We start from the raw sequence: 13,095 nt of genomic DNA, 5'->3' as shown, positions 1-13,095 counted from the left end.
TCCTGAACCGCCCCGACCGATCGCGATCGGCCTCCAGCCAATGGACCTGAACCATGAGACGCTACAAGATCGCCGCCATTCCCGCCGACGGCATCGGCCCCGAAGTCATTGCCGCCGGTCTGCAGGCGCTGGAAGCGCTGGCTCGGCGCGACGGGGGATTCGCCCTGGACGTCGAGCAGTTCGACTGGGGCTCGGCGCGATACAAGCGGACCGGCGCGCTCATGCCGGACGACGGCCCAGCACGGCTGAAGGATTTCGACGCGATCTTCTTCGGTGCCGTCGGCGCACCGGACGTGCCCGATCACGTGACCTTGTGGGGCCTGCGCCTGCCGATCTGCCAGGGCTTCGACCAGTACGCCAATGTGCGGCCGACCCGGATCCTACCCGGGATTCGGTCGCCGCTCGCCGGTGTCGGCCCGGGCGACCTCGACTGGGTCATCGTGCGCGAGAACTCCGAAGGGGAATATTCCGGTCACGGCGGCCGCGCCCACCGGGGACTGCCGGAAGAGGTCGGCACAGAGGTGGCGATCTTCACCCGCGTCGGCGTCACCCGGATCATGCGCTATGCCTTCCGCCTCGCCCAGTCGCGCCCCCGCAAGCTTCTGACCGTCGTGACGAAGTCGAACGCCCAGCGCTTCGGCATGGTCATGTGGGATGAGATCGCCGCCGAGGTGTCCCGGGAGTTTCCCGACGTGACCTGGGACAAGATGCTGGTCGACGCGATGACCGTGCGCATGGTGAAGAACCCCAAGAGCCTCGACACGATCGTGGCCACCAATCTCCATGCGGACATTCTCTCTGACCTCGCCGGCGCCCTCGCCGGCAGCCTCGGCGTCGCCCCGACCGGCAACATCGATCCCGAGCGGCGCTACCCCTCGATGTTCGAGCCGATCCACGGATCGGCCTTCGACATCACCGGCAAGGGCATCGCCAATCCGGTGGCGACCTTCTGGACGGCGGCCCAGATGCTCGAGCACCTCGGGGAGAGGTCCGCGGCCGAGCGCCTGATGCGCGCAGTCGAACGGGTCTGCGCCGACGGCATCCTGACGCCGGACGTCGGGGGCGGGGCGACGACGCAAGAGGTGACCGACGCCGTCTGCGATGCAATCCGCGGCGACAACGTCTGAAGGTGCGGCAGCGGGCCTCCGACAACATCGCGGCCAGCCGGAGATCCCGGGGCGGTGCCTCGACGCCTGCCGGTCTCGCGAAAGAGGGCTCTGTACGGGATTGCGCGCGAAGCCTCGCGATGGCTCGGCGGCGAGCCCCCGCGGCAGCCCGGACCGGTGGCGGCCGATGCCCGGGGCCATTGAATTACCTCCCGTTAACTCATCCCGTCGAGTGTCGGGCGGCATCCCTAAAACTAGGAGTTTATTAGCTGTTGAAAGCATACAAGCAGGGTGCACTTGCAGAAATGAGGGTCCCCCGGTGTGATTCTGCGCGTTCCGAAACATATGCTCTGCAAAGGAATGTATGTAGAAGCCGTCGAGTGCTCGGACCTTGAGTTCTCCGGACGACGCTTCCTGCTTGAGACGGATGCCGTCCTGAATTCGATCCTCGCCTCTTCGGCGGAAGTCGTTCTGGTCAACCGCGCGAAAAGCAAAGTCGGTTGTGGCTGGCCCGAGTCCCCCGCTTCGGAGGAACATGCCCAATCCAAGTTGCGGGCCGGCATCGAGCAGAGCGTGTCGCAAGCAACCGTGACCTTGCGGGAAGCTCTCGGCGATATCAAGCTGGGCCATTTCGACATTCACCTGCTGACCCCTGCGGTAAAGCACATAGCCGCCGCCTTGAATGCCTCGCCATCCTTGATGGTGGCGGTCACCCGACTGAAGACCAAGGACACGGGAACCTACGTTCATTCGCTGGCGGTCAGCGGGCTGATGACCGGGCTTGGAGAGCTTTCAGGCCTGAAAGGCGATGCCGTCAAGGAGCTGACCATTGCCGGCCTGGTGCACGATGTTGGCAAATTGCTGATATCGAACGAGATCTTGAACAAGAACGGGCAATTGACGGATACCGAGAAGCAGACGGTGCGCAGCCATCCCGAGCGGGGCTATGAACTGCTCAAAGAACATCCGGAGGTCTCCGATCTTGTCCTTGAGGTTTGTCGGCTTCACCATGAAGCCATGGATGGAAGCGGCTACCCGCTTGGCCTGCGTGCCGATCAATTGAGCTTGCCGGTGCGCATATGCACGGTATGCGACGTGTTTGACGCCCTCACCAGCGTCCGCCCCTACAAGCGCGCCTGGTCCAATGCGCAAGCGCTGCGATGGATGTTCGAACGAGGCCATCTCTTCGACAAGAGGCTGATCCTGCGGCTCGCGAGCATGCTGGACTAACGCCTGTCGCAGGGGCCGCGCGCCTCGAGCCATGCTGGCGCACGGATCGTCGCGAAGGTCTCCAAAAACGCGTCGGGCGCATTTCAATCATGAAGCAGGGAGCGCGGAGGACCTTGCGGACCTTCGCGGGCAGTTGGGCTTTCATCGACCGGGATGTTGCAAGTCGACGTGACGATCGATCACGGACATTGCGCGCTGGCCTGAGATGCTCCCTTTTTCAGGAGGTTAGGAAAGTGTGATGGCGGACAGAGAGGGATTCGAACCCTCGATACGCTTTCACGTATACACGCGTTCCAGGCGTGCGCCTTCAACCACTCGGCCACCTGTCCGTCCGCAAACGACCGGCGGTTAACCCGGTGCGGGCCGCCTTCCTGGGGACAGTCGGGCGGGACGGCGCGATATATACCGATGATGACGGCGCAATCAACCGCTTTCTGACAGATTTTTGTCATCGGCCGGCTTGCCGGCACGGCCGGGCGGATTGCAACGGGAACCGGCGCCACTTATCTAATATTGCATGCAACGGTCCGCTCAGGACCGTGTGCCTTGGAGTCAGGCAATCGATGTTTCGCTTCGTCTTCCGGATGCTTAGCGTGGTCGCGCTCGCGATGGCGATCATGGCCGCCACGCTGGACGCGATCCAATCGGTCGCAGCCTCGCAGCCGGTGCTGACGCCGCTCGCGGTCGCCTGGACCGATGCCAGTCCCGATTCGCTCGCATACCTGGCGGACACGATCATGAACCGGCTGCACCCGACCCTCTGGGACCCGGTGGCGCTCTGGATCCTCGCACAACCGGCCTCGGTGGCGCTGCTGGCGCTGTCGCTCCTGTTCTGGATGGCGGGTTACCGGCGCCGGCCCTTCGCCGGCCGCTTCACCGCCTGACTGACCAATCCGCGCCGGCCACGGTCTGACCAAAGGAGCCTTCCGCTTGTTTCTGATCGACATGTTCAACAGGAAGACGACGATGCCGACGCCGGAAAATGCCCTGCCCGGCCGGCCGGATCCGATCGCCACGGCGGACACCCACTTCGTCAACGGTCGCCCCCTGGCCGGCCCCTGGCCGGACGGCATGCGCGAAATCCTGCTCGGTCTCGGCTGCTTCTGGGGCGGCGAGCGGCTCTTCTGGCAGGTCCCGGGCGTCTACGTCACCGCGGCGGGCTACGCCGGCGGCCTCACGCCCAACCCGACCTACCAGGAGACGACGACCGGGCTCACGGGACATGCCGAGGTCGTGCGCGTCGTCTACGACCCGCGGGCGGTTTCGACGGGGGCGCTGCTGAAACTGTTCTTCGAGCGGCACGATCCGACCCAGGGCATGCGCCAAGGCAATGACATCGGCACGACCTACCGCTCGGCGATCTACACGACCGACGACGACCAGCATCAGACCGCGCTCGGGATGCGCGACCGGTACCAGAGGGCGCTGGCCGCGGCCGGGCTAGGCAAGACCATCACGACCGAGATCGCCGCGGCCCCTCCGTTCTATTTCGCCGAGCCCTTTCACCAGCAATACCTGGCCAAGAACCCGGCCGGGCGCTGCGAACTGCGCGGCACCGGCGTTGCCTGCGTCATCGCCTGACCGGCCCCACGGCGTCGTGGCGGCCGCACCCAGCAACCCAGCCTCGCAATGATTTTTTACCAACTGAAAAATTTCTGGTGAATTTTTCCAGCAGCCGTGCAAGGATCGCGCCGCCTGGCCCTATAGGGAACGGGGCTGGCGGCTCCGCAAACCCGCCCTGAGCGGGGCGTGCGGGAGGACCCGGAAAAACAATTGCAACAGGGCTGCACGATGAAAAAAACTTTACTGACTCTTCTTGCCACGGCGGCACTGTCGGCGACGGCGCTGGCGGCCGACATCAAGCCGGCGATCATCTATGACCTGGGCGGCAAGTTCGACAAATCCTTCAATGAGGCAGCCTACAATGGCGCCGAGAAGTTCAAGGCCGAAACCGGCATCGACTACCGCGACTTCGAGATCGCCAATGATGCCCAGCGCGAGCAGGCGCTGCGTCGCTTCGCCGGTGACGGCAACAACCCGATCGTGATGGCCGGCTTTTCCTGGGCCGCGACACTGGAGAAGGTCGCCGCGGAATACCCTGATACGCAGTTTGCGATCATCGACATGGTCGTCGACAAGCCGAATGTGCGCTCGGTCGTCTTCAAGGAAGAGGAAGGGTCCTGGCTTGCGGGCATCCTGGCCGGCATGGCGTCGCAGTCGAACACAGTCTCCTTTATCGGCGGCATGGACATCCCGCTCATCCACAAGTTCGCCTGCGGCTACATCGGCGGCGCGAAGTCGACCGGCGCCGACGTGACCGTGCTGGAGGCCTATACCGGCACGACGCCCGACGCCTGGAACGACCCGGTCAAGGGCGGCGAAATCGCCAAGTCCCAGTTCGACCAGGGCGCGGACGTGGTCTACCACGCCGCCGGCGGCACCGGCGTCGGCGTGCTGCAGGCGGCGGCAGATGCGGGCAAGCTTGGCATCGGCGTCGATTCCAACCAGAACGGCCTGCATCCGGGCAAGGTGCTGACCTCGATGCTCAAACGCGTCGACGTCGCCGTCTATGACGCCTTCAAGTCGGCGAACGACGGAAACTTCACTCCCGGCATCAACGTGCTCGGCCTGAAGGAAGACGGCGTCGGCGTCGCCTTGGACGAAAGCAACGCGCCCCTGATCAGCGACGACATGAAGGCCGCGATCGAAAAGGCCAAGGCGGACATCGTCGCGGGCACGATCACCGTCCACGACTACATGTCGGACGAGTCCTGCCCCTACTGATGGTAGCGATAGCGAGGCCCGCCCGCGTCAATCGGGTGGGCCTTCGCTTGTTTGCATGCCTCAGTAGTGCGGCGGCCGGGTGATCGCCGGCGCCTCGAGAGCGCCCTCCTCCAAATCCAGGAAGCGCTCGACCAACTGGTCCAGCTTCGCCCGCGTCTGTTCGACGATCTTCCACTGGTCGGCCAATTGCTCGGACAGTTCCTCGATCGTGCGGTCCTGATGGGCGATGCGCTCCTCGAGCGCGGCAATGCGGCGGACGCTGTCTTCGTCGGGGGTGACGGGATGGGTCATGATCTGATCGGGCTCCGTCGGCGCGGCCTGTTCCGCTCCATCGCTGGAGTCTATCCAATGACGCGGCCGCCCGCAATGATGCTGGACAAGCGGGGCGGAAGCAACAAGACTGAGCCGGAAGAATCCGCCCCAAGCGGACGAATGGCTTCCAAGCGGGAAATCGACGCATGGGCGAATTGGCAATTGAACTGCGCGGCATCGACAAGCGTTTCGGGCTCGTCCATGCCAACAAGGACATCAACCTGCAAGTCCGCAAGGGCACGATCCACGGCATCATCGGGGAGAACGGCGCCGGAAAGTCGACGCTCATGTCGATCCTCTACGGCTTCTACCAGGCCGATCGCGGCGAAATCCGGGTCGATGGCCGTGCCGTACACATCCGCGATCCCGACGCGGCGATCGCCGCCGGGATCGGCATGGTGCACCAGCACTTCATGCTGGTGGAGAACTTCACCGTTCTCGAAAACGTCATGCTCGGTGCCGAGCAGAGCTGGGTGCTCAATGCCGGCATCGCCAACGCGCGCGCCGAATTGAAGCGGCTGGAAGAGGAATACGCGCTCGAAGTCGACCCGGATGCGGTGATCGAGCAGCTTCCGGTCGGCCTGCAGCAGCGTGTCGAGATCCTCAAGGCGCTTTACCGCAAGGCTGACATCCTGATCCTGGACGAGCCGACCGGCGTGCTGACCCCGGCCGAGGCCGACCACCTGTTCCGGATCCTCGAGCAGCTGAAGGCGCAGGGCAAGACCATCATTCTCATCACCCACAAGCTGCGCGAGATCATGGCGATCACCGACGAGGTCTCGGTGATGCGCCGCGGCGAGATGGTGGCGACGCGCCAAACACGCGACACGTCGGTGGAGGAACTGGCCGAACTCATGGTTGGCCGGCGCGTGCTTCTGCGCGTCGAGAAGGGCGCGGCGGTTCCGGGCGACGTCAAGCTCGCAGTCCGCAACCTCACGGTTCGCGACAACCGCGGCGTCACCATGGTCGACAACGTCTCCTTCGAACTGCGCGCCGGCGAGATCGTCGGCATTGCCGGCGTCGCCGGCAACGGCCAGTCGGAACTTCTGGAAGCGATCTCGGGCATCCGCCGGGCCGTGTCCGGCAGCGTTGCACTGAACGACCAGGCCATCGACGTCACCGGCCATGCCGATCCGGCCGAGCTTCGCCGGCGCGGTCTCGCGCATGTGCCGGAAGACCGGCATCATGTCGGCCTGGTGCTGAAGTTCGAGGAGAGCGAGAACGCCATCCTCGGCTATCATGGCGACCACCGCTACCGGAAGGGCCCGCTGCTCGACATCGATGCGATCCGCGCCGACGCCGAGGAGAAGATCGAAAAATACGACATCCGCCCGCCGAACGCGCGGCTGAAAACGGCGAACTTCTCCGGCGGCAACCAGCAAAAGATCGTTCTGGCACGGGAAATGGAGCGCAATCCTGACGTGCTGCTCATCGGCCAGCCGACGCGCGGCGTCGACGTCGGCGCGATCGAATTCATTCACAAGCGCATCATCGAGATGCGCGATCAGGGCAAGGCGGTGCTGCTGGTCTCGGTCGAACTCGACGAGATCCGCGCCCTGTCGGACCGGATCCTGGTGATGTTTGCCGGTCGCGTCGTCGGAGAACGCGGTCCCGACGCCACCGAAGGCGAACTTGGCCTGCTGATGGCCGGCGTGGAAGGCCCCAAGGAGGCCGCAGAATGAGCGTTCCCTATGCAAAGCTTCCGGCCTGGGTCGAGTACGGGATGATCCCGCTCGTCAACCTCGTGGTCGCCTTCGCCGTGGCCGGCCTCGTCGTGCTGCTCGTCGGCGAGAGCCCCCTGGAAGCCGCCTACCACATGATCAATGGCGCCTTCGGACGCGGTGAGTATATCGGCTTCACGCTCTACTACGCGACGACCTTCATCTTCACCGGCCTTGCCGTCGCCGTCGCCTTCCACGCCGGGCTGTTCAACATCGGCGGCGAGGGCCAGGCCTATGTCGCCGGCATCGGCGTGGCGCTCGCCTGCCTCGCCTTCGACCGGGTGCTGCCCTGGTACGTGGTGTTCCCGCTGGCCATCCTCGGATCGGCCCTGTTCGGAGCGGCCTGGGCCTTCATCCCCGGCTGGCTGCAGGCCAAGCGCGGCAGCCATATCGTCATCACCACGATCATGTTCAACTTCATCGCCGCCAGCCTGATGAACTACATGCTCAACCGGGTGATGAAACCGCTCGGCTCGATGTCGCTCGAAACCCGCACCTTCGATGCCGGCGGGCAACTGCCGAAGCTCGACTGGCTGATGTCGATCTTCGGCCTCAGCGTCGGCACCTCGCCCTTCAACGTCACCTTCCTCCTGGCGCTGGCCGCAAGCTTCGGCGTCTGGGTGCTGATCTGGCGGACGAGGCTCGGGTACGAAATGCGCACCATGGGCCACAGCCCTTCGGCCGCGCGCTACGCCGGCGTCAAGGAGGCGCGTATCATCGTCGTCACGATGCTGATTTCCGGCGCACTTGCCGGCATGATGGCGCTGAACCCGGTGATGGGCGAAACCTACCGGCTGCAGCTCGATTTCGTGCAGGGCGCGGGGTTCGTCGGCATTGCCGTCGCGCTGATGGGGCGCTCGCACCCCGCCGGCATCATCCCGGCGGCGATCCTGTTCGGCGTGCTTTACCAGGGCGGGGCCGAAATCGCCTTCGAGATGCCTGCGATTTCGCGCGACATGATCGTCATCATCCAGGGTCTGGTGATCCTGTTCGCCGGCGCGCTCGAGCACATGTTCCGCCCGGCCATCACCCGCATCGTCCTCGCCCTTTCCGGGCGCAGCGGCCGCGAAGCTGTGGTCAAGGGAGCCTGATCGATGGATTACCTGCAGCTCTTCCTCGAACTGGCCCAGTCGACGGTTCGGCTCTCCACGCCGCTGATTCTCGCCGCCCTGGCGGGCCTGTTCTCCGAACGGGCCGGCGTCTTCGACATCGGCCTCGAGGGCAAGATGCTCGGCGCCGCCTTTGCCGCCGGCTGCGTCGCCTTCATCGCGCAGTCGGCCATGGCCGGGCTGCTTGCGGCCATCGTCGTGTCGGTCCTGCTCGCGCTCGTCCACGGCTATGCCTCGATCACCCAGCGTGGCAACCAGATTGTCTCCGGCGTCGCGATCAACTTCATCGTCGCCGGCGCGACGGTGATCCTCGGCGAGGCCTGGTTCCGCCAGGGCGGGCGCACGCCGGCGCTCGGCGAAGGGGCGCGCTTCCAGGCGATCGCGCTGCCCTTCACCGAAACCCTGCGCGGCGTGCCGGTGCTGGGGCCGATCTATGCCGAACTGATCTCCGACCACCAGGCACTGACCTACCTCGCCTTCCTGATGGTGCCGGCAACCTGGTGGATCCTCTACCGCACCCGCTTCGGCCTGCGTCTGCGGGCGGTCGGGGAAAACCCCGGGGCAGTCGATACCGCCGGAATTTCGGTCCTCTGGATGCGGTACCGCGCGGTGATCTGCTGCGGGATCCTGTGCGGCGTGGCTGGAGCCTATCTGTCGCTGGCGGCGAACGCCGGCTGGACCAAGGGCATGACCGCCGGCAAGGGCTATATCGCGCTGGCGGCGCTGATCTTCGCCAAGTGGCGGCCGGTCAACGTCATGTTCGCCTGCCTGCTGTTCGGTTTCCTCGATGCGTTTGCCATCCGATACCAGGGAACGCCCCTGCCGCTGGTCGGCAAGCTGCCGGTGCAGCTGATGCAGGCGCTACCCTACATCCTCACCGTCGTCCTGCTGGCCGGCTTCATCGGCAAGGCCATCCCGCCGAAGGCCGGCGGCGTGCCCTATGTGAAGGAGCGTTGACAATGTCTCACGAACTGTTCGAAGCGGCGCGCGCCGCCATGGCGTTTGCGCATGCGCCGTATTCGAAGTTTCCGGTCGGCGCGGCCATCCGCGCCGAGGACGGCAAGGTCTATGCCGGCGCCAATGTCGAGAACATCTCCTTCCCGCAAGGCTGGTGCGCCGAGCCGACGGCGATCGGTGCGATGATCATGGGCGGCGCGAAGAAAATCGTCGAACTGGCGGTGATCGCCGAAAAGCTGCCGCTCTGCCCACCCTGCGGCGGCTGCCGGCAGAAGATCGCCGAATTCGCCTCTCCGTCGACGCGCATCTATCTCTGCGACGAGACGGGCGTGAAGGAGACGCTGACGATGGACCAGCTGTTGCCGCGCAGCTTTGCGACGGAGGTCATCGGATGAAGGCCGCGCTCGATCACCTGGTTCCGGCCCTCGGCGGGTTGGCTCCGCGCTACGGGATCGTCCTCGGTTCGGGGCTCGGTTCGCTGGTGGAGGCGGTTGAGGACGCCGTGCGCATTCCCTATGCCGAGCTTCCGAGCTTTCCTTCGGGCTCGGTGTCCGGTCACGCCGGCGAACTGGTTGTCGGCCGCCTCCGCGGCGTCGCCGTCATCATGCTTTCCGGACGCGTGCACTATTACGAGCGAGGCGACGCGGACGTCATGCGCGGCCCGATCGAGGTGCTGAAGGGGCTCGGCGTGACGTCGCTGCTGTTGACCAATTCCGCCGGTTCACTACGCGAGGATATGCCGCCCGGCTCCGTCATGCGGATATCCGACCACATCAATTTTGCCGGCGCCAACCCGCTGATCGGAATCGAAAGCGACGACCGCTTCGTCGGCATGACCAATGCCTATGACGCAGGGCTGGCGGCCCGGATGGAGCGGGCGGCCGAAAGAACCGGCACGCCGCTGCACCAGGGCGTCTACATGTGGTTTTCCGGTCCGAGCTTCGAGACGCCGGCCGAGATCCGCATGGCGCGCATCCTCGGCGCCGACGCGGTCGGCATGTCGACCGTGCCGGAGGTGCTGATCGCGCGCTTCCTCGGACTGAAGGTGGCGGCCGCTTCGGTGATCACCAACTTTGGCGCGGGCATGACCGGTGCGGAGCTCAGCCACCACGAGACCAAGGACATGGCGCCGGTCGGCGGGGCACGGCTCGCCGCCATTGTCGCCGAAATGCTTGCAGACGGAGGCAAGGACGATGAATGAAACCACGCCCCGGCAGGTCGCCGCCAAGGCCCTGTCGCTGCTGGACCTGACCGATCTCACCGACGGCTGCGACGCGACGGCGATCGAGCGGCTGTGCCGGCAGGCCAGCACCCCCTTCGGCCACGCCGCCGCCATCTGCATCTGGCCCCGCTTCGTCCAGCAGGCGCGCGGCCTGCTCGGCCCCCACAGCCCGATCAGGATCGCGACGGTGGTCAATTTTCCGTCCGGAGACCTGCCGGTCGACGACGTCGTCGCCGAGACCGAACAGGCGATTGCCGACGGGGCCGACGAAATCGACCTGGTGATTCCCTACAAGGCGCTGATGGGCGGCGACGAGGCCGCGGTCCACGCGATGATTGCGGCGGTGCGCACCGTCTGCCGGCCGCCGGTGTTGCTGAAGACGATCCTCGAGACCGGCGAATTGCGGGACCGGGACCTGATCCGCAATGCCTCGCACCTGGCGATCTCCGCCGGTTCGGACTTCATCAAGACCTCGACCGGCAAGGTCGCCGTCAACGCCACGCTGGAGGCTGCGGACATCATGCTGAACGCCATCCGCGAGAGCGGCCGCAACGTCGGCTTCAAGCCGGCCGGCGGCGTACGCACGGTTGGCGATGCTGCGCTGTACCTCAACCTGGCGGCAGCGATCCACGGGCCAGACTGGGCCATACCGTCGACCTTCCGGTTCGGCGCCTCCGGGCTCCTGGGCGACGTCATCGCCGTTCTTGAAGGCCGCGGCTCAGGCGGCGCCAACGCGGCCTACTGACCATGCTCCCGCAGGAGACGATACGGCGCAAGCGCGACGGCGAGGTCCTGTCCGCGGAAGAAATCGGCAGCTTCATTGCGGCGCTGGCCGACGGCAGCGCCAGCGAAGGTCAGGTCGCCGCCTTCGCCATGGCCGTGTGGTTCCGCGGCATGGACGCCGGCGAGACGGTGGCGCTGACCCGAGCCATGCGCGATTCCGGCGACGTGCTCGACTGGCGCGACATTGACCGCCCCGTGGCCGACAAGCACTCGACCGGTGGCGTCGGCGACAATGTCTCCTTGATGCTGGCGCCGATCGCTGCCGCCTGCGGGCTGGCGGTGCCAATGATCTCCGGGCGCGGCCTTGGCCACACCGGCGGCACGCTCGACAAGCTGGAATCGATCCCCGGCTATGCCGTCAACCCGCCCTCGCAGCTGTTCCGACGCGCGGTCAAGGAAGTCGGCTGCGCCATCATCGGCCAGACGGCCGACCTCGCCCCGGCGGACGGGCGCCTCTACGCCATTCGCGACGTGACCGCGACGGTCGATTCCGTGCCGCTGATCACCGCCTCGATCCTGTCGAAGAAGCTGGCGGCCGGGCTGCAGTCGCTCGTGCTCGACGTGAAGCTCGGAAACGGTGCATTCATGACGGAGCGAGCAGACGCCGAACGCCTCGGCCGGGCGCTGGTAGACGTGGCCAACGGCGCCGGGCTGCGCACCACGGCGCTGATTACCGACATGAACCAGCCGCTGGCCGATGCCGTCGGCAACGTGGTGGAGATCGAAAGCTGCCTCGCCTTTCTTCGCGGCGAAGAGCGGGGAAGCCGGCTCGAGCAGGTCGTCCTGGGCCTGGCCGCGGAGATGCTGGTCGCCGCCGGGATCGAACCCAGCGCCCCGGCCGGCCACGCGCGCGCCCGACGTGCCCTTGACGGCGGCGACGTGGCCGAGACTTTTTCACGCATGGTTGCAATGCTCGGCGGTCCGACCAGGCTGCTCGACGAGCCGGCCGCATTCCTGCCGAGGGCACCGGTGGTCCTGCCGGCGGCTCTGGACACGGCCGGTTATCTTTCCGCCTGCGATACCCGCGGCCTCGGCCTTGGCGTGATCGAACTCGGCGGAGGCCGGACAAGGCCGAACCAGGCAATCGACCATCGCGTCGGATTCGACCGGCTGCGTCCAATCGGCAGCTGGATCGAGAAGGGCGAGGCGATCGGTCGCGTGCATGCCCGCACGCTGGACGATGCACGCGCCGGCGTCGCCCGGCTGCGCAGTCTTTACACCGTGTCCGAGGCGGCGCCCGAACCGGTCAGCCCGATCGTCAGCCGGATCAGCGGATGAGCCGCATCTGGTTGCCGTCGACCTGATAGGAGGAAAGGCCGCGGAGGAACGTCATGCCGACCAGCATGCCCGACAGGGACCTGTCCTCGAGCACCATGGCCCCGACGTTGGCGACGCGAACGCCACCGATCTCGACACTGTCGAGCCGCACTGCGGCGGCGCGCACCTTGCCGTTGGCCGTGTCGACGACGTGGCGGAAATCAAGGTCCTTGCGGGCAAACCCCAGCCGCTGGGCGATGGAAAGATTGATCGCGACCGAACTGGCGCCCGTGTCGATCATGCCCCGTTCCTTGCGGCCATTGATGGTGAAGACACCAAAGAAATGCCCCCTGGCGTCGGCCTGCAGGGTCGTGCCGCTGGTGCCGGTGTAGCGGGCAGGCGGCGCCGCCTGCCCGGCGGCCGACACCGCCGGTTCCGGACTCTTCGTCATCGGCGCGTTCGCGAGGTAGCTTTCCGCGATGCGCGGCACAAGCACGGCTGCGAGCGCAACGGCGGCGACAATGAAGAGGCTGCGGGCGAGCATGGGCATCTCCTCCGGGAAACGCCACGACTAGACCACGTCCGGGTTGACGGAAGGGAAAGATCGGCTGGAA

At 66.0% G+C, this 13,095-nt stretch carries 14 protein-coding genes and 1 tRNA gene; 12 read left to right on the top strand and 3 right to left on the bottom strand.

The features are described 5' to 3' along the window. The first annotated feature begins 53 nt into the window (after nt 1–53). Together ACXAGF_RS00695 and ACXAGF_RS00690 are read left to right on the top strand one after the other, a co-directional pair. Nucleotides 54–1,127, top strand: coding sequence for a tartrate dehydrogenase (locus ACXAGF_RS00695; RefSeq protein ID WP_475013697.1), 1,074 nt, complete (start codon nt 54–56; stop codon nt 1,125–1,127). Between the two features lie 339 nt (nt 1,128–1,466). Continuing rightward, nucleotides 1,467–2,336, top strand: a complete 870-nt coding sequence (locus ACXAGF_RS00690; RefSeq protein ID WP_475013695.1) for an HD-GYP domain-containing protein — start codon at nt 1,467–1,469, stop codon at nt 2,334–2,336. Between the two features lie 239 nt (nt 2,337–2,575). On the opposite strand, the gene ACXAGF_RS00685 is transcribed toward ACXAGF_RS00690, so the two are convergent. Next, a tRNA-Ser gene (locus ACXAGF_RS00685) sits at nt 2,576–2,665 on the bottom strand. A gap of 234 nt (nt 2,666–2,899) precedes the next feature. Here ACXAGF_RS00685 and ACXAGF_RS00680 point away from each other — a divergent pair. The 3 genes from ACXAGF_RS00680 to ACXAGF_RS00670 all read left to right on the top strand — a co-directional run bounded on the left by ACXAGF_RS00680 (nt 2,900) and on the right by ACXAGF_RS00670 (nt 5,120). Then, on the top strand, nt 2,900–3,220 hold the full coding sequence (locus ACXAGF_RS00680; protein WP_475013692.1) for a hypothetical protein: 321 nt from the start codon (nt 2,900–2,902) through the stop codon (nt 3,218–3,220). A 46-nt stretch (nt 3,221–3,266) separates the two neighbouring features. Continuing rightward, complete coding sequence (gene msrA / locus ACXAGF_RS00675; RefSeq protein ID WP_475013689.1) at nt 3,267–3,917, top strand: peptide-methionine (S)-S-oxide reductase MsrA; 651 nt, start codon at nt 3,267–3,269, stop codon at nt 3,915–3,917. Nucleotides 3,918–4,127: 210 nt separating this feature from the next. After that, nucleotides 4,128–5,120, top strand: coding sequence for a BMP family lipoprotein (locus ACXAGF_RS00670; protein WP_475013686.1), 993 nt, complete (start codon nt 4,128–4,130; stop codon nt 5,118–5,120). A 60-nt stretch (nt 5,121–5,180) separates the two neighbouring features. Here ACXAGF_RS00670 and ACXAGF_RS00665 read toward each other — a convergent pair whose 3' ends face one another. Continuing rightward, on the bottom strand, nt 5,181–5,411 hold the full coding sequence (locus ACXAGF_RS00665; RefSeq protein ID WP_475013685.1) for a SlyX family protein: 231 nt from the start codon (nt 5,409–5,411) through the stop codon (nt 5,181–5,183). 167 nt (nt 5,412–5,578) lie between these two features. Between ACXAGF_RS00665 and ACXAGF_RS00660 the strand changes: the two genes are divergently transcribed. Genes ACXAGF_RS00660 through deoA form a run of 7 tightly spaced genes read left to right on the top strand, consistent with a single transcriptional unit; the run spans nt 5,579 to nt 12,502 of the window. Continuing rightward, on the top strand, nt 5,579–7,114 hold the full coding sequence (locus ACXAGF_RS00660) for an ABC transporter ATP-binding protein (RefSeq protein WP_475013684.1): 1,536 nt from the start codon (nt 5,579–5,581) through the stop codon (nt 7,112–7,114). After that, nucleotides 7,111–8,244, top strand: a complete 1,134-nt coding sequence (locus tag ACXAGF_RS00655) for an ABC transporter permease (protein ID WP_475013682.1) — start codon at nt 7,111–7,113, stop codon at nt 8,242–8,244. Before ACXAGF_RS00660 ends, ACXAGF_RS00655 begins: the two co-directional genes overlap by 4 nt. A gap of 3 nt (nt 8,245–8,247) precedes the next feature. Then, the gene (locus tag ACXAGF_RS00650; protein WP_475013679.1) at nt 8,248–9,219 is read left to right on the top strand and encodes an ABC transporter permease; all 972 of its coding nucleotides are present in this window, start codon (nt 8,248–8,250) and stop codon (nt 9,217–9,219) included. A 2-nt stretch (nt 9,220–9,221) separates the two neighbouring features. Beyond that, nucleotides 9,222–9,614 carry a cytidine deaminase gene (locus tag ACXAGF_RS00645; protein ID WP_475013677.1) on the top strand — a complete coding sequence of 131 codons (393 nt, stop codon included), beginning with the start codon at nt 9,222–9,224 and terminating at the stop codon, nt 9,612–9,614. After that, on the top strand, nt 9,611–10,420 hold the full coding sequence (locus tag ACXAGF_RS00640) for a purine-nucleoside phosphorylase (protein WP_475013675.1): 810 nt from the start codon (nt 9,611–9,613) through the stop codon (nt 10,418–10,420). Before ACXAGF_RS00645 ends, ACXAGF_RS00640 begins: the two co-directional genes overlap by 4 nt. Next, nucleotides 10,413–11,186, top strand: coding sequence for a deoxyribose-phosphate aldolase (gene deoC / locus ACXAGF_RS00635; RefSeq protein WP_475013674.1), 774 nt, complete (start codon nt 10,413–10,415; stop codon nt 11,184–11,186). The genes ACXAGF_RS00640 and deoC overlap by 8 nt, the downstream gene beginning before the upstream one ends. Beyond that, complete coding sequence (gene deoA / locus ACXAGF_RS00630; protein ID WP_475019185.1) at nt 11,183–12,502, top strand: thymidine phosphorylase; 1,320 nt, start codon at nt 11,183–11,185, stop codon at nt 12,500–12,502. The genes deoC and deoA overlap by 4 nt, the downstream gene beginning before the upstream one ends. On the opposite strand, the gene ACXAGF_RS00625 is transcribed toward deoA, so the two are convergent. After that, a complete protein-coding gene (locus ACXAGF_RS00625) occupies nt 12,492–13,025 on the bottom strand; it encodes a TIGR02281 family clan AA aspartic protease (RefSeq protein ID WP_475013672.1) in 534 nt (177 codons plus the stop codon). The two genes, deoA and ACXAGF_RS00625, sit on opposite strands and share 11 nt — an antisense overlap. Nucleotides 13,026–13,095: the final 70 nt, after the last annotated feature.

It is taken from the genome of Mycoplana sp. ABR4_002, assembly GCF_056159645.1.
This window is presented reverse-complemented; position numbering and strand designations above follow the sequence as displayed.

Excerpts from the sequence above, each read along its gene's own strand:
- ACXAGF_RS00690 (WP_475013695.1), top strand. The coding sequence starts at position 1,467 with ATGTATGTAGAAGCCGTCGAGTGCTCGGACCTTGAGTTCTCCGGACGA.
- ACXAGF_RS00640 (WP_475013675.1), top strand. The coding sequence starts at position 9,611 with ATGAAGGCCGCGCTCGATCACCTGGTTCCGGCCCTCGGCGGGTTGGCT.
- ACXAGF_RS00625 (WP_475013672.1), bottom strand. The coding sequence starts at position 13,025 with ATGCTCGCCCGCAGCCTCTTCATTGTCGCCGCCGTTGCGCTCGCAGCC.
- ACXAGF_RS00670 (WP_475013686.1), top strand. The coding sequence starts at position 4,128 with ATGAAAAAAACTTTACTGACTCTTCTTGCCACGGCGGCACTGTCGGCG.
- ACXAGF_RS00680 (WP_475013692.1), top strand. The coding sequence starts at position 2,900 with ATGTTTCGCTTCGTCTTCCGGATGCTTAGCGTGGTCGCGCTCGCGATG.
- ACXAGF_RS00645 (WP_475013677.1), top strand. The coding sequence starts at position 9,222 with ATGTCTCACGAACTGTTCGAAGCGGCGCGCGCCGCCATGGCGTTTGCG.
- ACXAGF_RS00695 (WP_475013697.1), top strand. The coding sequence starts at position 54 with ATGAGACGCTACAAGATCGCCGCCATTCCCGCCGACGGCATCGGCCCC.
- ACXAGF_RS00665 (WP_475013685.1), bottom strand. The coding sequence starts at position 5,411 with ATGACCCATCCCGTCACCCCCGACGAAGACAGCGTCCGCCGCATTGCC.
- ACXAGF_RS00650 (WP_475013679.1), top strand. The coding sequence starts at position 8,248 with ATGGATTACCTGCAGCTCTTCCTCGAACTGGCCCAGTCGACGGTTCGG.
- deoC (WP_475013674.1), top strand. The coding sequence starts at position 10,413 with ATGAATGAAACCACGCCCCGGCAGGTCGCCGCCAAGGCCCTGTCGCTG.
- ACXAGF_RS00655 (WP_475013682.1), top strand. The coding sequence starts at position 7,111 with ATGAGCGTTCCCTATGCAAAGCTTCCGGCCTGGGTCGAGTACGGGATG.
- ACXAGF_RS00660 (WP_475013684.1), top strand. The coding sequence starts at position 5,579 with ATGGGCGAATTGGCAATTGAACTGCGCGGCATCGACAAGCGTTTCGGG.